Consider the following 17,551-nt stretch of genomic DNA (forward strand, 5'->3'; position numbering starts at 1 on the left):
CGCAGCGTAGAAGTGGGTACCGACAATTTCCGGCGGACCGTCGCCCGGGCCTGGATTGGCGGGCCGACGTCCTTGGAAGCTTGACCGCATGCGGGCTGCCGACGTGCTCCTCGACGCGCTCGACCGGGTCTCGGGCGTCGTCCACCACGTGCTCGACGGGATCGGCGACGAGGCGCTGACCTTCCGGGCCGATGCCGAGGCGAACACCGTGGCGTGGCTGGTCTGGCACCTCACCCGCGTCCAGGACGATCACGTGGCCGACGCGGCGGGCACGACGCAGGTCTGGCGTGACGGCGGCTGGCACGAGCGGTTCGGTCTGCCGTTCGACGCGGACGCCACCGGGTACGGCCAGTCCGCCGACGACGTGGGGGCCGTGCGGGTCGGCGCCGACCTGCTGCGCGGCTACTACGACGCGACGCACGCCGCGACGGCCGACTTCGTGCGCACGCTCGGCGAGGACGACCTCGACCGCGTCGTCGACGACCGCTGGGACCCACCGGTCACGCTCGGCGTACGCCTCGTGAGCGTGCTGTCGGACGACCTCCAGCACGCCGGGCAGGCCGCCTACCTGCGCGGCCTCGCCGAGCGGGCCTGAGTCAGCCGACGAGCCGCCGCAGCACCTCGTCGCCGCCGAGTGCACGCACGACCGAACGGTCGCCGCAGACGATCAGCTGGTCACGGGCGCGGGACAGGCCGACGTAGAGCCGTTCGCGCGATCGGTCGCCGATCGTCGCCTCGTTGAGCACCAGCACCACCGCTCGCCGCTCGAGCCCCTTGAACCCGAGCACGTGGCCGTAGAACACCTGCTCGTCGTCCCAGAACGACTGCCAGTACGCGTCCTGGCCCTCGGCCTGCCGCTGCGCCTGTTCGGGATGCCGGCTGCCGGTCGTCAGCAGCGCGATGTCGGCCGGACGCCAGCCGTCGTCGAGCAGCGCGTCGACGGCGTCGTCGCCGGCCGAGAGGGCCTCGCCCGTCGGGCAGTCGACGAACCGGACGTCCGGACCGTCGCCGCCGATCAGCCGCATGCGCATGGGTGCGAGGGAGTTGAAGGTCTGCGCGATCTGCTTGGTGTTCCGCAGGTTCTGGTCGAGCATGAGCGGCACGAGGGCGACCGGCGGCTGCCCGAAGCGAGCGAACACCCGCTGCCCCTCGTCGCTGAAGACGAACAGCCCGCCGGCCTCCTCGTCCCGGAGCGCCGCCAGCACGGCCGGCCACCACTCGTCCGCGAAGTCCTGCGCCTCGTCGACGATCACCGCGTCGAAGCGCCGGCCGGGCGGCAGCGCCTCGGCGAGCTCGCGCATCTGCACCGGCAACCGGCGTTCCCAGTAATCGCTGTCGTCGTCGCTGCCCGGCGCCGCGCCCCACTCGCGGCCCAGGCGGTGGAACTCACCGACGTAGGCGGGGCGCTGCCGACGCGGCAGGGTGTCGATGTGCCGGCGCAGGTACGCCGCCAGCCCGCGTGAGTAGCAGAGCAGTGCGACCCGGTCGCCCTGGGCGGTGAGGCGCCGGGCCTGCTCGACGGCCAGCCAGGTCTTGCCGCTGCCGGCGCCGCCGCGCACCTCGACCCGCGGCAGCAGCCGGATGGCCCCGAGGATCACGGCCTGCGCCTCGGTCAGGCGCTGCGCCTCGTCGTCGCGTTCGTCGGCCTCCGCGACGATGTCGCGCTGGGCGCGTCCGCGGCCGGCGAGGATGTCCAGGATGACGGCGACGTCGTCGTGGTCGAGGACCCGGTTCGCCGTGTCCTGGCGCTCGGGGATCGCGGCGAGGACGTCGGCGAGCACGGGCAGGTCCGTCCGGTCGGCGACCGACCACCGCGGCGCCTCGGGGGCGTCGAAGTCGGGGCCGAGGTCGGTGTTCGGCAGCACGACGGCGTGGGTCCAGCGCACGCGGCGGCGTCCGCCGGCGCTCCACCGCCTGTCGTGCTCGATGTAGTCGCGCAGTGCGTACTTGCAGCCGCGCGCCTGGGAGACAGGATCGATGGGGGCGGCGCCCGGTCCGCGCGACTGGAACCACTGGCCGTCGCCCGCCCGCCAGACGCTGCCGCCCTTGATCTCGACGACGACGACGCCCCGCCCCGGGAGCAGCAGGACGAGGTCGGCCTCGTGGTCCTTGCTGCGGTCGGTGAAGCGCAGCCCGCTGATGAGCACGTCGGACGGGCCGAGCTGATCGCGCAGCGTCTGCCACACCTTGTGCTCGGCCCCGTTCTGGAACCGCGGCGACTCGGGGCGGCAGATCGGCATGATCGGCATTCTGGCCGCTCGCCGGAAATTGTCGTACCCCTCTGCGATGGTCATGGCTGTCGAAGGGAGGGCGACATGACGGAGATCGACTGGGTGCGGTCGCACGTGGAGGTGCTGCTGCAGCGGGCGTGGGACGTGTGCCGGGTGCACATCGACGGCGACGGCGACATCGGCTTCCGCAGCAGCACGGCGGCCTGCTGGGTCACGGTGCTGGAGGGCGAGCCGCCGATGGTGCGGGTGTGGGCGCACGCCGCGCACGGCATCAAGCCGACGCTCGCGGTGCTGCGTGAGATCAACGAGATCCAGGCGCGCACGCTGACGGCCCAGGTGCACCACGGCAACGGGGTCGTCGTCGTGAGTCAGACGATCAGTCCGATCGGGCTGACGGCGCCGGTGCTGATGCAGGCGGTGGACGCGGTGTCCTCGGTCGCGGCGGACATCGGGCCCCTGTTCGCGGCGATGTTCGGCGGTTCGACGCCGTTCCCGGCCGAGGCCTCCAGCGACGAGGAAGTGCCGTGAGCCGCGGTCGTCAGCGCCGGCGGAACAGTTCGGCGGGGCGGCCGCGCGAACCGGCGGCGGTGGCGCCGGTGCCGACCAGGTGCGGCTCCATCACGCGACGGAAGGTGTCGCGCTGTGGGGCCGATCCGGCGACGACCTCGTGCACCATCCGCAGCGAGCGCAGGGTGAAGGTGTCGGGCAGCAGGCCGTCGGGGTCGGGCAGTGCTGCGTACCGGGCCCGGACGTCGTCGAGGGCACGGCGGATGATCTCGTTGTGCCCGAACGGCAGGCGACCCGGTCTGTCGACCGGCATCAGGCGGGTGTCGTCCGGGTCGCGGTCGGCGAGGCGGTCGAGCGCCACGACGTCGACGTGGGCCACCGACAGCACCCATTCGTGCTCGTCACGGTCGGGTTCGTCGAGCACCTGCAGCTGGCGCGGCCTCAGTCCGGTGACGCCGACCTTGTCGGCGAGCGACCGAGCGACGGCGTCGTGCAGCCGTTCGCCGGGCTCGAGGAACGACCCGGGGAGGGCCCAGCCCTTGCCGTTCGGGCGCCGCGCCTGGACGACCTGGAGCTCGCCGTCGGCCACCGTGAGCAGCGCCGTGTCGACGGCGACGGCAGGCCGCGACGGCCCGCTCGCGCCGACCGGGCGGGCGCTCCGGGTGCGTGTTCGCTCAGTCGCCACGACCGCAGTCTAACCAGCGTTTGCGCGCAGCCGCGCAAAAGAATCTTGGAGGACCATGACAGCCGGGACGACAACCCTGACGCCCGCCGAACTCGACCGCGTCCGTGGGGTGCTGCTCGGCACGGCCGCGGGTGACGCCCTGGGCGCGGGGTACGAGTTCGGGCCGCCGCTGCCACCCTCGACACCGGTCGAGATGCGGGGCGGTGGCGGATTCGCCTGGGCGCCGGGCGAGTGGACGGACGACACCGCGATGGCCGTCGCCATCGCGCGGGTCGCTGCCGACGGACACGATCTGCGCACCGCAACGGCGCAGGACCGCGTCGTGCGCGCGTGGGTCGAGTGGGCCCGCACCGCGACCGACGTCGGCAACCAGACCAGGGCCGTCCTGGGCCAGGTGCTCGAGGGCACCGCGGCGGAGGCGCGCGCGGCCTCGGCAGAACTGCACCGGCGCACCGGGCACACCGCAGGCAACGGCTCGCTCATGCGCACCGCTCCAGTCGCGCTCGCGCACCTGCACGACGTCCCCGCGCTCGTCGAGGCGGCGTCGGCGGTCAGCGCGCTCACCCATCACGATCACGAGGCGGGCGAGGCCTGTGTGCTCTGGTGCCTCGCGATCCGGCACGGGGTGCTGACCGGCGAACTCGACGCGACGGTCGGGCTGGCGCACCTCGCGCCCGACCGCGCCGAGGTGTGGGCGGCACGGCTCGAGGCCGCGCAACGTGGCCGTCCCGCCGACTTCGAGCGGAACGGCTGGGTGGTCGAGGCCCTGCAGGCGGCGTGGTGCGCGATCGCGACGACCCGATCCGACGGTCCGCCGGGTGACCGGCTCCGCCTCGCGCTCGAGGCGGCCGTGCGCGGGGGCCGTGACACCGACACGGTCGCGGCCATCGCAGGTGGCCTGCTCGGGGCCGCGCTCGGCGCGTCGGCGGTCCCGGACAAGTGGCGGGACGTCCTGCACGGCTGGCCCGGGCTGCGCGCCGGCGATCTCGACGCGCTCGCGACGGCGATCGTGTCGCGTGACTGAGCCCAACCTCGCGGACGCCGCGTGGTCGACGAGAGGACGACCGCGCGGCGAGCGATCAGCCCGCCTGCTCCGCGTGTTCCGCCTGCTCCGCAGCCTTGGCACGACGCTCGACGAAGCGCGTCGCCTTCGCGTCGAGCAAGGCGAGGAACGCCGCGACGTCGTCGCGGGCCTTCTCCCCCGCCGGGCCGAAGTCGGTGCGCTCGAAGACCTTCCACTGCCGCAGGACGGGCAGCAGCACCTCGTCGTGATGCAGGCGCAGGTCGTAGATGCCGGCCTTGGCGATGATCATCGAGCTGCGGGCAAAATCGGCCATGCCGGCGCCCGGCATCGCGAACCCGATGACCTCGTCGCGGATCGCCTCCATGGCCTGGTCGGGATCGAGGTCCAGGGCCGCCGCCATGAGGTTCCGGTAGAAGATCATGTGCAGGTTCTCGTCGGTCGCGATGCGGGACAGCAGCTGCTCGGCGACCGGGCAGCCGGTGGCACGGCCGGTGTTGCGATGCGACACCCGCGTCGCCAGCTCCTGGAACGACACGTACGCCATCGCCTCGAGCGCGGTCTTGTCACCCGAGTCGTAGCCCACGGTCATCTGCGCCATCCGGGCGCGCTCCAGCTCGACGGGATCGACGCCCCGGGTGACCACCAGGTAGTCGCGCAGCGCGATGCCGTGACGACCCTCCTCGGCCGTCCACCGCCCCACCCAGGCGCCCCACGCGTCGTCCCGGCCGAACCGCGTCGCGATCTCGCGGTGGTAGCTCGGCAGGTTGTCCTCGGTCAGCAGGTTCACGACCATCGCGGTCTGGGCGACCGGATCGAGCGGTGAGTCCTCGGGCTGCCAGTCGGTGCCGCCGAGGTAGGCGAAGTCGCGGCCCCGGCTCCACGGCACGTAGTCGTGGGGGTGCCACTCCTTGGCCATGCCGAGGTGGCGGTCGAGGTTCGCGGCGACGGTCGGCTCGAGCTCACGCAGGAGGTCCATGCGCCCAGGCTACGTCACCGTAGGTTACGGGCACGTAGCGAGTCGAGGACATCCTCAGCGGTTGTCCACAGGCCACCCCGCGCCGCGCTCCCGCTCCCTACGCTTCCGGCCATGCCGTTCGGTCCGCTGCTCGTCGATCCGGTCGTCTTCCCGGCCGCCAGCAGCGTGTTCGGCCGGCTCGCCTACCGCGTCTGGAACGAGGCGCTCGCCGGCGTCGACCAGCCGGGCATGGCCGGCGACGACCCCAGCGGACGCGCGTGGGGCGCCGACTTCGATGCCGCGGCGGAGCGCGTCATCACCGCGACCGAGGCCGTGGTCGACGGCAGCTTCCGGCTGGCCGGGCTGCTCGAGCAGGCCGGTTTCAACTATGCGGTCGCCGAGGATGCGTCGTCCGGGCGCACGCACCACGTCGCCGACACGGCTGCCTGGTCGTCGATCACCTGCACGTTCGGCCGGCCGGCGTCGGCGGTCGGTGGCGGGTCCTCCACGCCGTCCGGATGGTCGCTCGTCGAGGACGTGGTCGGGTACGTCTGGCCGAACGGCCACCAGGACCGGCTGCGCTCGGCCGCCCGCGCCTGGCGGGCGTCAGCGGCCGTCGTCCGCGAGGCGGCCGCCTCGACCTGGGCGGCCGAGTCGTCGTTGCTCTGCGCGCCGACCACCGACCGGCCCGCGGCCGAGGGTGCGTGCCGAGCGCTCCGCGGCCATCTCGCCGACGTGGCGTCGGCGCACCAGCAACTCGGCGACGCGTGCGCGGCGTACGCCGACCATCTCGACGCGGCGCATGCGGCGATCGTCGACGAGCTCGAGGACCTGCTCGCGTGGACAGCGGGCATCGAGACGGCCGGCTTCGTCGGCGGTCTGTTCTCGTTCGGCATCGCCGAGGCGCCGGCGCAGGCGGCCGAGGCGGCTCGCATCGGCCTCACGGCGGCGCGGATCGGCAGTGTCATCGAACGGCTGCGAACGCTCATCGCCACGGTGCGGCTGACGGTCGTCGCCGCGGCCGACCATGTCGCCGCCACCATCGAGGCCCTCGGCCCGCTGCTCGGCGCCGAACCGGCCGTCGCCGGCGTCATCGTCGTCCGCGCCGGCGAGCTCGCCCGTGCGCCCCGCGCCGTCCGCGCCGAGGTCGAGGCCGAACGCGGGCTGTCGATGGCCGCGGTGCGACGGGTCGGCGCAGGCGGCATGGAAGGCCTCAGCGGCGCCGACAGGGCGGAAGCGATGCGCACGCTGCTCGCAGACCTGATCGAACGACGCGGGCTGTCCACCTACCCGGTCCGCATGACGCGCGCCGAGGCAGACTCGGTCGGCCGCGCTTGGGTCGGGCCGGGTGCGCGACTGTCCAGCAACGGCCGGGTGTGGTTGAGCCGGGACGGCTTGCGTCAGTACCGGCTCCCCATGCTGAAGAAGAAGCAGGCTCGCTGGCAGGTCAACCTCGAGCGCAAGGACTTCGCTGGGCAGCGCGGCTGGCCGCACAACGTGCACATCAACCTGGAGAACCGATGAAGGCGACGCTGACCTCGATCATGTGCGGCGACCTCGAAATGGCCGACGACGTCGTGCCCGACCCGACCGACGTCGAATTCCTGGTGCAGTTCTGGGTGTCCGACGCCGACGAGGCCCGCACAGGCAGCGACGTCGGGCAGGACATGTTCTCGCTCCTCGTCATCACACCGAAGGCCCTCAAGCGGCTGGTCAGGCGCGACGGTCCGCAGTCGGGCCGTCACATGCTGATCATCGACAGGTGGGACTGGGAGGACGTCCAGCGAGTTGTTCGCGAGCACGTGGCATCGGTCGACGGCGCCGACTGGGACGAGCTGGCGACGAAGTTGGGGCGCTGGGCCAAGTGGGAGTTCGAGGACTACGTCGAACCACCCGCCATCGACGACCCGGCGACGGCCGCACTGCTGGAGCAGGTGTTCGGACCACGTGCCGCGTCCACCGGCGATCGCACCCCGGCGCCGCCGGACGAGGGCCGTCGATAATCTGACCGACGTGGAACTGACGATCCGTACCGAGACGACGCCCGAGTCGCGGCACATCCTGCACCTGCAGGGCTCCCTCGACTTCGCCAGCAAGCAGGAGATGGTGGACCAGGCCCTCGCCGCGATCAACAAGGACGGCACGACCGGGGTGGCGCTCGACCTGTCGGGGGTCAGCTTCATGGACTCGACCGGCCTCGGCGCGATCGTCGAGATCTCCGGCGCTGCGGAGGACGCCGAGGTCGCGTTCGCCCTCATCGACCCGTCGCCGCGGGTGCATCGCGTCCTCGAGATGACCGGGCTGCTCGAGCGCTGGACCATCGAGTCCGCCGGCGACTGACGTCGGCTCCCGCTCGGCTCCCGCTCGGCTCCCGCTCGGCTCCCGCTCCGAACGAGCCGGCTCCGACCGCCTCCGACCCGGCCCGACCCGGTCCGACGGCGTCCGACGCGGCCCGACCCTGACGCCGGTGCGGCGCCTCGGGTCGATATGATCGCTTCGTCCCGCCGCCCTGTCTCCCGCGGCCCGGTGACGCTCCGTCGTGCACGGTGGCGTCCGGTCCCGGAGGTGTCGGTTGCGTCGCACATCCGCGTCGCGGTGCGCCCGTCGTGCGCAGCGAGCAGGCCACCGTGTCGGTTGATCCCGACCAGGTCACCGAGAGCGTCCGCAGCCTCGAACGTGAACTGACCCTGGGCGGTCCGTCGGCGCGCCTGGCGACCGTCATCGCCGCCGCCGACTGCGTGCTGGCCGTCGACAGCGTCGGCATCCTGCTGCTCGACGAGGACGGCGTCCTTCGGGCCGTCGCCGCCTCCGGCCCGGCCGCGCACGATCTCGAGAGCACCCAGGAGCACCTCCGGGTCGGTCCCGGCGTCACCGCACTGGCGGGCCCCGAGGCCCTGCGCAGCGACGACCTCACCCACGACTATCCCGAGCTCTCCTCGGCGTTGCGGGACGGCGGCTCGTGGGCCGTGGTGTCGGCGCCGATCCTCATCGACGGCGACAACGTCGGGAACCTGAACGCGATCAGGACGTCGCCGCACCACTGGAGCGACGCCGAGGTCGAGGCCGTCGCGAGCTTCGCCGGCGTCGTGGCGGGAATGCTCAGGTTGTCGGCCTCGGCCGTCGCACCTGACGGCGGCCGATCCGAGCAGACAGCAGCACCGCGGCCGAAGCACGGCGCGGCTCACGATCCCGGGATCTCCGCCGGAGGACGCGCCGGATGAACACGCCGAACCGTCTCAACATCGATGCCGCCGCACTGACCTCGTCACTGCGCCGCCTGTCCGAGCCGTCGGGCGACACCAACCTGCACGACGCCGTGCGCGCCGTCATCGACGCCTGCGTCACGCTGTTCACCGTCGACGGCAGCGGCCTCATGGTCGCCGACGACCAGGGTCAGCTGCGGTACGCGGTGGCGACCGACGGGCCCGGACGGCTGTTGGAGAAGTCGCAGCTCGAGACCGGGCAGGGGCCCTGCATCGACACGTTCGTCCACGACCGCATCACCATCGTCGACGACATCGAGCACGACGAGCGCTACCCCGAGATCGCGACGGATCTCGCCGCCGCCGGTGTGCGCGCCGTCCTCGGCGTGCCGGTCCGCCTCGGCGGCCTACCCATCGGCAGTCTCGACGTCTACAAGCACGGCGCGCACGGGTGGGACGAGTCGGAGCGCGAGGCGCTGCGCAGCTACGGCCGCGTGCTCGAGGCCACCATCAGCGCCGCCGTCGCCGCCGACCGCGCCGGTGAACTCGCCGACCAGCTCGGCTACGCGCTCGAGAACCGCGTGCCCATCGAACGCGGCATCGGGTTCCTCATGGGACGCGACGGGCTCGACCACGCCGCCGCGTTCAACCGGCTGCGCAGGTCGGCGCGCAGCTCGCGCCGGCGGATCGGCGAGGTGGCCGAGGCGCTGCTGCGCGACGGCCGCCTGCCGGGCGAGACGCCATGACCACGACGGCGGACGTCGGCGCGGCGATCACCGCGCTCGCCGCGCTCACCGCCGATGCCGACGCCGATGCGGTGACCACCGCGCGCGCGATCATGATGACGGCGACGACCGTGCTGCCGGGCTGTTCCTGGGCGTCGACCACCCAGGACATCAAGGGCCAGTTCGTGACGACGGCGGCGAGCGACGACGTGGCCGTGCAGGTCGACGGGTTCCAGTACGCCGCAGGTGAAGGCCCCTGCATCACCGCCCTGCGATGGAAGCGCGGTCTGGAGGTCGACCTCGAGACCGACAAGCGGTGGCCTGACTTCACGACCGCGGCGATCATGCAGACGCCGGTGCGCTTCGTGGTCAGCCGACCGCTGCTCGTGGACGGTCTGCCGGCGGGCTCGGTGAACTTCTACGGGGCGTCCGCCGAGCTCGTCGAGGCAGGCGCGGCGATCGACCTGGTGACCGGCGTCGTCGCCCTGGCGATGGTGGCGATGACCCAGCGCGACCGGGTCGGCCACCTGCGCAAGGCGCTCGACAGCCGCGAGCGGATCTCGGCGGCCGTCGGCATCGTGATGGCGTCCGAGCGGCTGACCTACGACGACGCCTTCCAGCGTCTCGTCGCCACCAGCCAGCACCGGCATCGCAAGCTGCGCGAGGTCGCCGAGGACGTGCTGCTCACCGGCGTCCTGCCGCGGTCCTGACCGACGTCGGCCTTGGCGGCCGGGTCGCGCCGCGGCTCAGGCGACGCGTCCGATGCCGACGCTGTCGAAGGCGCGCCACATGCGGGCGTAGCGGCCGTCGGCGGCGAGCAGCTCCTCGTGCGTGCCGTGCTCCGCCACGCGGCCCTGGTCGAGCACGACGATGCGGTCGGCGACCTGCGCGGTCTGCAGGCGGTGCGCGATCACGATCGTGGTGCGGTGCCGCGCGACCTGCTCCATCGCGGCCGTCACCCGGGCCTCGGACGCCAGGTCGAGGTTCGACGTCGCCTCGTCGAGCAGCAGCAGCGCCGGGTCGGCGAGCTCCGCGCGGGCCAGCGCGATGAGCTGTCGCTGGCCCGACGACAACGAGCCGCCGCGCTCACCCAGCACGGTGAGATAGCCGCCGGGCAGGTCGGCGATCATGTCGTGCGCCCCGACGGCCCGTGCGGCCGCCTCGATCTGCGCGTCGGACGCGTCGGGCCGGCCGTAGGCGATGTTGTCGCGGATCGTCCCGGTGAACAGGAACGCCTCCTGCGGCACGTAGCCGAGGTGCTGGCGGAAGTCGTGCAGGCTGATGCGGCGCAGGTCGTGCCCGTCGAGGCGCACCGTGCCCGCGGTCGGGTCGTAGAACCGGGTCAGGAGTTTCAGCACCGTCGACTTGCCGGCGCCTGTCTCCCCCACGAGCGCGACGGTCTCGCCCGGCGCGACGCGCAGGTCGAGACCGCGCAACGCCTCGCCCGCCGCCGAGTTCGGGTAGCCGAAGCGCACGCCGGTCAGCTCGACCTCGCCGCGCACCTCGTCGAGCGACTCGGGCGCGTCGGGCTCGGGCGTCAACGGGTCGAGGGCCATCAGGTCGGCGATGCGCTGCACCGACACACGCGTCTGCTGCCAGGCGTCGAAGACCTGCGACAGCTGCTGGATCGGCGAGAAGAACAGGTCGATGTAGAGCAGGAAGGCGATCAGGGCGCCGACGGTGAGCGAGCCCTGCCGGATCAGCACCGCGCCGACGCCGTGCGCGAGCGCGGCGGCGACGGCGGACAGGAACTGCACGAACGGGAAGTACGTCGCGACGAGCCGTTGTGCGGCGAGCCGCGAGCGCAGGTAGGCCTCGCCGAGCGAGTGGAACCGCGCGATGGTGGCGGCCTCGTGCGTGAACGCCTGCGACTCGCGCACGCCCGACAGGCTCTCCTGGAAGTCGGCGTTGACGATCGCGATGCGCTCGCGCGAGATGTCGTAGAGACGCGACGACAGGCGCCGGAACCAGATGGTCGCGACGGCGAGCGGGACGACCACGCTGAGCGTGAACAGCCCGAGTTCCGCATCGACCGCGACGAGGGTGACGCCGACGCCGGCGAACGTCACGAACGACACCAGCGCCGACAGCAGGCCGTTCTGCACGAGCGACTCGAACTGGTCGACGTCGGTCGTCATCCGGGTCATGATCCGGCCGGCGAGCTCGCGCTCGTAGTAGTCCATCGAGAGCCGCTGCAGTTGCGCGAAGACACGGATGCGCAGCGACAGCATGATCCGCTCGGCCGTGCGGCCGGTGACGAAGGTCGATGCGACACCGTCGAGCAGGTCGGCGAGCACGACGGCCAGGAAGATGCCGGACGCGACGAACAGCGTGGTCTGCGAGCCGACGCGCACGCCGTCGTCGACGCCGGTCTTCACCAGGTAGGGCCCGGCCAGCCCGAACAGCGCGTCGAGCACCACGAGCACCAGGCCGAGGCCGAGCGGCCGCTTGAACTGCAGCAGCAGCGCTCGCAGGCTGAAGTGCCGCTGCCGGCGCGACTCGACGGCGAGGTCGACGTCGGCCTTGTCGCGCACGGGCCGGAGCCTGTCGACGGCGGCGAGCAGCGCCGGTGTGGCGGGCAGGCCGGCGAGCTGTGCGTGGGCGTGGCCGCCGCCGCCGTGGCCGGCGCCGAGCGTCGCGGCACCCGGGCGTGCGGTCGTGCCACCGGCGCGGGCGGCGCCGGGCTGCTTCGTCCAGGCCGAGGCCGTCACGCCGTCGGCCGTCAGCGCCGCGAGCGCCTCGATGCGGTCGCCCGCCTGGCGCAGGGGCTCGGCCTCGAGACCCGACAGCAGCGACCGGTACAGCGCGTTGCTCTCACTCAGTTCCTCGTGCGTGCCGGACGCGACCACCCGGCCGCCGTCCAGCACGACCACGCGGTCGGCGAGGTGCAGCGTCGACACCCGGTGCGCGACGAGCAGCGTGGTGCGGTGCGCGAGCACGTCGCGCAGGTTGTCGTGGATGGCCTCCTCGGTGGCCACGTCGACCGCGCTCGTCGCGTCGTCGAGCACGAGGATGCGCGGGTCGGCCAGGATCGCGCGGGCGAGCGCGACGCGTTGCCGCTGCCCGCCGCTGAGGGTGAGCCCGCGCTCGCCCACCACCGTGTCGTAGCCCTCGGGCAGCCCGCGCACGAAGCCGTCGGCCTGCGCGGCACGGGCGGCGGCGACGATCTCGTCGTGGCTCGCACCGGGGCGTCCGTAGGCGATGTTGGCGCGGATCGTGTCCGAGAACAGGAAGCTCTCCTCGAACGCGACGGCGATGCGGCGTCGCAGCGAGGCGAGGCGCACCTCGCGTACGTCGTGGCCGTCGACGAGCACACGACCGGCCTGCGGGTCGTGGAACCGCGACACGAGCGCCGCGACCGTCGACTTGCCGCTGCCGCTCGCGCCGACGATCGCCACGCGCTCGCCGGGGGCGATGCGGAGCTGCAGGCCGTCGAGCACCGGGGCGTCCGGGTCGTAGCCGAACCGCACGTCCTCGAAGACGATCTCGCCGCGCACGTCGGCGAGTTCGACGGCATCGGGCGCGTCGGCGATGCGCGGCCGCAGCTCCAGCAACTGGAAGATCCGCTCGACGCCGGCGCGTGCCTGCTGGCCGACCGTGAGCACCGCCGCGAGCTGGCGCGCGGGCGCGGCGAACTGGCCGACGTAGGTCGAGAACGCGAGGAACGTGCCGAGACTGATCCGGCCGTGCAGCGCCAGCAGACCACCGGCGACGAGGATCAGCACCTGCGCGAACACCGGCACCGCCTCGAGCAGCGGCTGGTACCGCGCGTTGAGTCGGGTGGCACGCATGCGCGAGCCGTACAGCCGTTGTGCGGCCGCGACCAGCCGCTGCAGCTCGCGCTCCTCCTGCCCGAACGCCTTCACCACGCGCACGCCGGTGACGTCCTCGTCGACGATCTGCGCGACGTCGCCCTCGCGCTGCTGCCCGTCCCACGTGGCGGGGAAGACCCGTCGCCGCATGCGGTACGAGACGGCGAACAGCAGCGGCACGACGACCAGGGCCAGCAGCGCCAGCAGCGGCGACAGCACGAACATGACGCCGAGCGACAGCAGCATCATCAGCAGGTTGCCGGTCATGAGCGGCAGGAAATTGAGCAGGCCCTGGATGAGCGCCGAGTCGGAGTTCGCCCGCGCCACCAGCTGCCCGGTCGGCATGGTCGAGAGCGTGGCGAGGTCGAGCCGCTGCAGGTGGTCGTGCATCGCGTTGCGCAGGTCGAACTGCACCCGCAGCGCCACCTGGCCGCCGCGGTAGCGCCGCACATAGGCCAGCGCGAACGCCAGCACCGCGGTCGCGAAGAGCACGATCAGCCAGGGCGCGAGGCTGTCGCGGCGGCTGACGACGACGTTGTCGACGATCTGCCGGGCGATCAGCGGCACCAGTGTCTGCGAGGCGCTGCCGACGATCGCCGCCACCACGGCGATGATCACGTTGCGGCGGTGCCGCCGCATGATCGACCAGAGCTTGCGCACCCAGCCGGCGTCGGCCGGCAGCGCGACGGCGTCGCTCATGCGCGCGCCCCGAGTCGTTCGGCGGCGAGTTGGTCGAGGGCGTCCGCGAGGCCGGCCAGGACGCGTTCGGTGCCGGCCGGGTCGGGCACGCGGGCGAGCACGGCGTCGAGCCGGCGCAGCATGCCCTCCTCGGCGGCGACCAGCTCGGCGCGGCCGGCCTGCGTCACCCGCAGCGCCACGGCGCGCTGGTCGTCCGGGTTCGGCTCGCGGGTCAGCAGCCCCCGCTTGCAGAGCGCGTCGACGCTCGCGCTGATCGTCGGCTTGCCGAGCGCGAGCCGGGCGGCGACGTGCGACGCGCGTTCGTCGCCCTCGCTCACGGCGGCCAGCACGCGGTAGTGCGCGAGGCTGAGCCCGTTCGAGCCGGCCTCGAGCAGCCGCGACATCCGGACGAGGGCGCGCAGGGCGCTGAGGGATCCGTCGCGAGTCACGTGTCTCGACAGTACACCGATGGTTCGACCATCGAACTAGTATCGGATCATGAGCGAACCCCGTCCGCCGCTGCCCCCGTTCGACCGCGCCGCCGCCCTCGCCAAGGTGCAGGCGGCCGAGGACGCATGGAACACGTGCGACCCACACCGGGTCAGCCTCGCCTATACCGAGGACTCGCAGTGGCGTAACCGCGACCAGTTCGTCGTCGGACGCGCGGCGATCGTCGAGTTCCTGACGGCCAAGTGGCAGCGCGAGCTCGACTACGCCCTGCGCAAGAGCCTCTGGAGTTTCACCTCCGACCGCATCGCGGTGCGCTTCCAGTACGAGTGCCACGACGCGTCCGGACAGTGGTTCCGCTCGTACGGCAACGAGCTGTGGGAGTTCGACGAGCGCGGCCTGATGCGCCGTCGCGAGGCCAGCATCAACGACGTGCCGATCGACGAGTCGCAGCGGCGGATCTTCGGCCGCCGCCCGGACGACGAGCGCGGCGACGGGTTCGACATCCCGCTGCACTGATCCGTCGCCCGCCGGTTCGGGGACGCGCCGACCGGCCTCGCGGAATTTGTCAGAGGGGGTGCGCAGACTCCGCTGCATGAGTCGGACGAACCAGCAGCGGCGCGCGGACAAGCGCCGGCGACGGGCCACCCAGCACGTCGGTCGCTCGCGACCGGTCAGCCCGCCGCCGCCCTTCGTCGACGACCCGGCCATGCGCGCACTGCGGGTCGGCGCCGCCGCACTGGCCTTCCGCGACCTCGCGCTGCGGCGGGCGGCCGGACTGGCGACACCGGCCGATGAGCTCGCCTTCCTGCACCACCCGGTCGACATCCAGCAGGCCGCAATCGACGACCAGCTGCGGTTCCTCGTGCGCGGGCTCGCCGACTCGGGGTGGGCACCGTCGGACCTGCACGAGGTGTTGCGTCGACACGTCGACCCGGCCGTCGGCCGGCTGGTGCTCGACGTGCTCGCCGCAGCGGTGAGGGGCATCAGCCGCCGCGACCTCCACCCCGCGTGGCTCTCCCAGCCGGCGGATCTCGGGGCGCACGGCCGCGACGCCGACGTCGCCACGTGGGCCCGTCGGGCGCAGCTCGACTGGGACGACGCCTGCGCGGCGCTGATCCGGCTCGGCGGCCTGCTGTGCGAGCTGCCCGCGCTCGAGCCGACACTGCCGGCGCCCGGCACGAGCGGCTCGGGGCTGCCCTCGGCCCCCGTCGCGGACGAACGGGTGCTGCGGCGCGTCCGTGCCCTGCTGGCGAAGGCCGAGGCCACCGAGTTCGCCGACGAGGCCGAGGCGTTCACCGCGAAGGCGCAGCAGCTCACGACGGTGCACGCGATCGACCGCGCGATGGCCGACGCGGCCGCCCCGACGACACACGCGCCGACGGTGCGACGGGTTTGGCTCGATGCCCCGTACGTCGACAGCAAGGCACTGCTCGTCGCCGCGGTCGCCGACGCGAACACATGCCGATGCGTCTTCACCAAGCAGTGGGGCTTCGTGACACTGGTCGGGTTCACGAGCGACCTCGACCTCGCCGAGTTGCTGAGCACCTCGCTGCTCGTGCAGGCCACCCGCGCGATGACGGCGGTCGGTTCGCAGTACACGCGCACCGGGACGTCGCGGACGAGGTCGTACCGGCAGTCGTTCCTCGTTGCCTACGCCGGCCGCATCCGTGAGCGGCTCCGCGACGCCGCCGCCGACGTCACCGCCACGGCCGACGCGGCGCGCGGCGGCACGCTGCTGCCGGTGCTGTCGCAGCGCGCCGACCGCGTCGACGCGAAACTCGGTCGGCTGTTCCCGCAGACCACGTCGCACGGCGTCCGCGTCTCGCACGAGGCCGGGTACGCGGCCGGTCGCGCCGCGGCCGACCTGGCCGTGCTGTCGGTCCGGGAGGCCGTCGAGCAGGAGCGCGCGGGATGAGCACCCACGTTGCACAAGTGCTACCGTCGTGAGCATGCCGACCACCGGGCTGCGTGAATTGCGTCAACAGGCCAGTGACCTCGTCCGCCAGGCCGAGGGAGGCGACATCATCACCGTCACGATCAACGGGCGACCTGTCGCCCAACTCGGCCCGGTGCGGCGCAACCAATGGCGCCGAGGTACCGACCTCGACGGCATCTTCCGCGGTCCGGCTGACGTCGAGTGGGAGACCGACCGCGAGCTGGTCGACGACGCCCTGGGCGAGCCGTCCGACCGGTGAGGGCGCTGCTCGACACCAGTGTGCTCCTCGGGCCGGCCGTCGAGCTCGGCGATGTCGAGGTCGCGATCAGCGCGATCTCGCTCGCCGAACTGCACTTCGGCGTGCTCGTCGCGCGCGACCCGGCAATACGGTCGGAACGACTGCGCCGACTCGGCACGATCGAGGCGACCTTCGACGCACTGCCGGTCGACGATGCCGTGGCGCGCGAGTACGGCCGGCTCGCCGCCCGGACGGTCGACGTCGGGCGGCAGCCGCGGCGCCGGGTCAGCGACCTGCTGATCGCGGCCACGGCGCGCGTCGTCGATGCGGAGCTGTGGACTCGCAACGCGGCCGACTTCGACGGTCTCGACGATCTCGTCATGATCCGCGCACTCACGAGCGACTGAGGCACCGGCACCGGCCCGGCGGGCTCAGTAGCCTCGATCGCATGCCGGAGACCGCGGGTGTCACGCGTGACGAGCTGCGCGGGCGGTGGTCGGCGCTGCACCACGGGATCGACCCGACGTCGATGCCGTTCGTCGGTGGCTGGCTGCGGCTGATGTGGGCGGGCGGCCGCGTGCTGCACCGCGCGCACGTGCCGCCGACCGCCGTGACCGCCGCCGGCGTCGCGTCCGCGGTCGCCGCCGTGTCGCTCGCCCGCACCGCTCCCCTGCCGGCCGCCGCGTGCGTGCTCGGCGCGGTCGTCTGCGACGGGCTCGACGGTGCCGTCGCCGTCGTGCGCGACCGCCCCACCCGTGGCGGCGCGATCGCCGACGCCATCGCCGACCGGTGCTGCGACGTCGCCTTCGCCACCGTGCTGGCGCGCAGCGGCACTCCGGCGCCACTCGCCACGGCCGCGGCGGCCGGGGCGCTGTCGGTCGACACGCTGCGGCGCATCCGGCGCGTCCCGGCAAAGGTCACCGTCGCCGAACGGCCGACCTTCGCCATCTGCGCGATCGTCGCCTGCCTCACGACGGCGATCTCCGGACACCCGTGGCAGTACCGCCTCGTCGGCGGCGTCTGGGTCGGCGCGACCGCCGTCGGCCTGGCCCAGCTCGTCCGCACACCGGTCGGCCCGCAGCGCTGACCCCGGCCGCACGGGTTGAG

General features: G+C 73.0%; 19 protein-coding genes. 14 read left to right on the forward strand and 5 right to left on the reverse strand.

Annotated features, from left to right (window positions below; translation table 11 throughout):
• The first annotated feature begins 88 nt into the window (after positions 1–88).
• A complete protein-coding gene (locus ACTHMS_RS14120) occupies positions 89–595 on the forward strand; it encodes a mycothiol transferase (RefSeq protein ID WP_440307310.1) in 507 nt (168 codons plus the stop codon).
• 1 nt (position 596) lies between these two features.
• Here the strand turns inward: ACTHMS_RS14120 and ACTHMS_RS14125 are convergent, their stop codons facing one another.
• Positions 597–2,240 (reverse strand): NERD domain-containing protein, encoded by a 1,644-nt coding sequence (locus ACTHMS_RS14125; protein ID WP_440307311.1) that lies wholly within the window; start codon positions 2,238–2,240, stop codon positions 597–599.
• A 75-nt stretch (positions 2,241–2,315) separates the two neighbouring features.
• On the opposite strand from ACTHMS_RS14125, the gene ACTHMS_RS14130 reads away from it, so the two are divergent.
• Complete coding sequence (locus ACTHMS_RS14130; RefSeq protein WP_440307312.1) at positions 2,316–2,759, forward strand: T3SS (YopN, CesT) and YbjN peptide-binding chaperone 1; 444 nt, start codon at positions 2,316–2,318, stop codon at positions 2,757–2,759.
• Between the two features lie 10 nt (positions 2,760–2,769).
• Here ACTHMS_RS14130 and ACTHMS_RS14135 read toward each other — a convergent pair whose 3' ends face one another.
• A complete protein-coding gene (locus ACTHMS_RS14135; RefSeq protein WP_440307313.1) occupies positions 2,770–3,423 on the reverse strand; it encodes an NUDIX hydrolase in 654 nt (217 codons plus the stop codon).
• 55 nt (positions 3,424–3,478) lie between these two features.
• On the opposite strand from ACTHMS_RS14135, the gene ACTHMS_RS14140 reads away from it, so the two are divergent.
• Entirely contained in the window at positions 3,479–4,447 is a 969-nt protein-coding gene (locus ACTHMS_RS14140; protein ID WP_440307314.1) for an ADP-ribosylglycohydrolase family protein, read from the forward strand.
• Positions 4,448–4,502: 55 nt separating this feature from the next.
• Here ACTHMS_RS14140 and ACTHMS_RS14145 read toward each other — a convergent pair whose 3' ends face one another.
• A complete protein-coding gene (locus ACTHMS_RS14145; RefSeq protein ID WP_440307315.1) occupies positions 4,503–5,423 on the reverse strand; it encodes an acyl-ACP desaturase in 921 nt (306 codons plus the stop codon).
• 111 nt (positions 5,424–5,534) lie between these two features.
• Between ACTHMS_RS14145 and ACTHMS_RS14150 the strand changes: the two genes are divergently transcribed.
• The 6 genes from ACTHMS_RS14150 (at position 5,535) to ACTHMS_RS14175 (ending at position 10,040) form a co-directional block, all read left to right on the forward strand.
• Entirely contained in the window at positions 5,535–6,926 is a 1,392-nt protein-coding gene (locus tag ACTHMS_RS14150) for a hypothetical protein (RefSeq protein ID WP_440307316.1), read from the forward strand.
• A complete protein-coding gene (locus ACTHMS_RS14155; protein ID WP_440307317.1) occupies positions 6,923–7,405 on the forward strand; it encodes an Imm8 family immunity protein in 483 nt (160 codons plus the stop codon). Before ACTHMS_RS14150 ends, ACTHMS_RS14155 begins: the two co-directional genes overlap by 4 nt.
• 10 nt (positions 7,406–7,415) lie before the next feature.
• Entirely contained in the window at positions 7,416–7,742 is a 327-nt protein-coding gene (locus tag ACTHMS_RS14160) for an STAS domain-containing protein (RefSeq protein WP_440307318.1), read from the forward strand.
• A gap of 266 nt (positions 7,743–8,008) precedes the next feature.
• Positions 8,009–8,623, forward strand: coding sequence for a GAF domain-containing protein (locus ACTHMS_RS14165; protein WP_440307319.1), 615 nt, complete (start codon positions 8,009–8,011; stop codon positions 8,621–8,623).
• The gene (locus ACTHMS_RS14170) at positions 8,620–9,351 is read left to right on the forward strand and encodes a GAF and ANTAR domain-containing protein (protein WP_440307320.1); all 732 of its coding nucleotides are present in this window, start codon (positions 8,620–8,622) and stop codon (positions 9,349–9,351) included. The genes ACTHMS_RS14165 and ACTHMS_RS14170 overlap by 4 nt, the downstream gene beginning before the upstream one ends.
• Positions 9,348–10,040, forward strand: coding sequence for an ANTAR domain-containing protein (locus ACTHMS_RS14175; RefSeq protein ID WP_440307321.1), 693 nt, complete (start codon positions 9,348–9,350; stop codon positions 10,038–10,040). Before ACTHMS_RS14170 ends, ACTHMS_RS14175 begins: the two co-directional genes overlap by 4 nt.
• Before the next feature lie 36 nt (positions 10,041–10,076).
• Here the strand turns inward: ACTHMS_RS14175 and ACTHMS_RS14180 are convergent, their stop codons facing one another.
• Both ACTHMS_RS14180 and ACTHMS_RS14185 read right to left on the reverse strand, forming a co-directional pair.
• Entirely contained in the window at positions 10,077–13,841 is a 3,765-nt protein-coding gene (locus ACTHMS_RS14180) for an ABC transporter ATP-binding protein (RefSeq protein WP_440307322.1), read from the reverse strand.
• Positions 13,838–14,269: a MarR family winged helix-turn-helix transcriptional regulator gene (locus ACTHMS_RS14185; RefSeq protein ID WP_440307323.1), complete on the reverse strand. Its 432-nt coding sequence runs from the start codon at positions 14,267–14,269 to the stop codon at positions 13,838–13,840. Before ACTHMS_RS14185 ends, ACTHMS_RS14180 begins: the two co-directional genes overlap by 4 nt.
• A gap of 49 nt (positions 14,270–14,318) precedes the next feature.
• On the opposite strand from ACTHMS_RS14185, the gene ACTHMS_RS14190 reads away from it, so the two are divergent.
• From ACTHMS_RS14190 to ACTHMS_RS14210, 5 genes are all read left to right on the forward strand, one after another.
• Positions 14,319–14,786, forward strand: a complete 468-nt coding sequence (locus ACTHMS_RS14190; protein ID WP_440307324.1) for a DUF1348 family protein — start codon at positions 14,319–14,321, stop codon at positions 14,784–14,786.
• 76 nt (positions 14,787–14,862) lie between these two features.
• Positions 14,863–16,185 carry a DUF2786 domain-containing protein gene (locus tag ACTHMS_RS14195; RefSeq protein WP_440307325.1) on the forward strand — a complete coding sequence of 441 codons (1,323 nt, stop codon included), beginning with the start codon at positions 14,863–14,865 and terminating at the stop codon, positions 16,183–16,185.
• A gap of 34 nt (positions 16,186–16,219) precedes the next feature.
• Positions 16,220–16,465, forward strand: a complete 246-nt coding sequence (locus ACTHMS_RS14200) for a type II toxin-antitoxin system Phd/YefM family antitoxin (RefSeq protein ID WP_440307326.1) — start codon at positions 16,220–16,222, stop codon at positions 16,463–16,465.
• A complete protein-coding gene (locus ACTHMS_RS14205; protein WP_440307327.1) occupies positions 16,462–16,851 on the forward strand; it encodes a PIN domain-containing protein in 390 nt (129 codons plus the stop codon). The genes ACTHMS_RS14200 and ACTHMS_RS14205 overlap by 4 nt, the downstream gene beginning before the upstream one ends.
• Before the next feature lie 41 nt (positions 16,852–16,892).
• Complete coding sequence (locus ACTHMS_RS14210) at positions 16,893–17,531, forward strand: CDP-alcohol phosphatidyltransferase family protein (protein ID WP_440307328.1); 639 nt, start codon at positions 16,893–16,895, stop codon at positions 17,529–17,531.
• The last annotated feature ends 20 nt before the right edge of the window (positions 17,532–17,551 follow it).

The sequence above is a fragment of the Jatrophihabitans sp. genome, from assembly GCF_051960575.1.
Lineage (GTDB): Bacteria > Actinomycetota > Actinomycetes > Mycobacteriales > Jatrophihabitantaceae > JBQCEE01.

Coding starts and splice junctions, on each gene's coding strand:
- ACTHMS_RS14120 (WP_440307310.1), top strand. CDS start 89: ATGCGGGCTGCCGACGTGCTCCTCGACGCGCTCGACCGGGTCTCGGGC.
- ACTHMS_RS14125 (WP_440307311.1), bottom strand. CDS start 2,240: ATGCCGATCTGCCGCCCCGAGTCGCCGCGGTTCCAGAACGGGGCCGAG.
- ACTHMS_RS14130 (WP_440307312.1), top strand. CDS start 2,316: ATGACGGAGATCGACTGGGTGCGGTCGCACGTGGAGGTGCTGCTGCAG.
- ACTHMS_RS14140 (WP_440307314.1), top strand. CDS start 3,479: ATGACAGCCGGGACGACAACCCTGACGCCCGCCGAACTCGACCGCGTC.
- ACTHMS_RS14145 (WP_440307315.1), bottom strand. CDS start 5,423: ATGGACCTCCTGCGTGAGCTCGAGCCGACCGTCGCCGCGAACCTCGAC.
- ACTHMS_RS14150 (WP_440307316.1), top strand. CDS start 5,535: ATGCCGTTCGGTCCGCTGCTCGTCGATCCGGTCGTCTTCCCGGCCGCC.
- ACTHMS_RS14155 (WP_440307317.1), top strand. CDS start 6,923: ATGAAGGCGACGCTGACCTCGATCATGTGCGGCGACCTCGAAATGGCC.
- ACTHMS_RS14170 (WP_440307320.1), top strand. CDS start 8,620: ATGAACACGCCGAACCGTCTCAACATCGATGCCGCCGCACTGACCTCG.
- ACTHMS_RS14175 (WP_440307321.1), top strand. CDS start 9,348: ATGACCACGACGGCGGACGTCGGCGCGGCGATCACCGCGCTCGCCGCG.
- ACTHMS_RS14180 (WP_440307322.1), bottom strand. CDS start 13,841: ATGAGCGACGCCGTCGCGCTGCCGGCCGACGCCGGCTGGGTGCGCAAG.
- ACTHMS_RS14190 (WP_440307324.1), top strand. CDS start 14,319: ATGAGCGAACCCCGTCCGCCGCTGCCCCCGTTCGACCGCGCCGCCGCC.
- ACTHMS_RS14195 (WP_440307325.1), top strand. CDS start 14,863: ATGAGTCGGACGAACCAGCAGCGGCGCGCGGACAAGCGCCGGCGACGG.
- ACTHMS_RS14200 (WP_440307326.1), top strand. CDS start 16,220: ATGCCGACCACCGGGCTGCGTGAATTGCGTCAACAGGCCAGTGACCTC.
- ACTHMS_RS14210 (WP_440307328.1), top strand. CDS start 16,893: ATGCCGGAGACCGCGGGTGTCACGCGTGACGAGCTGCGCGGGCGGTGG.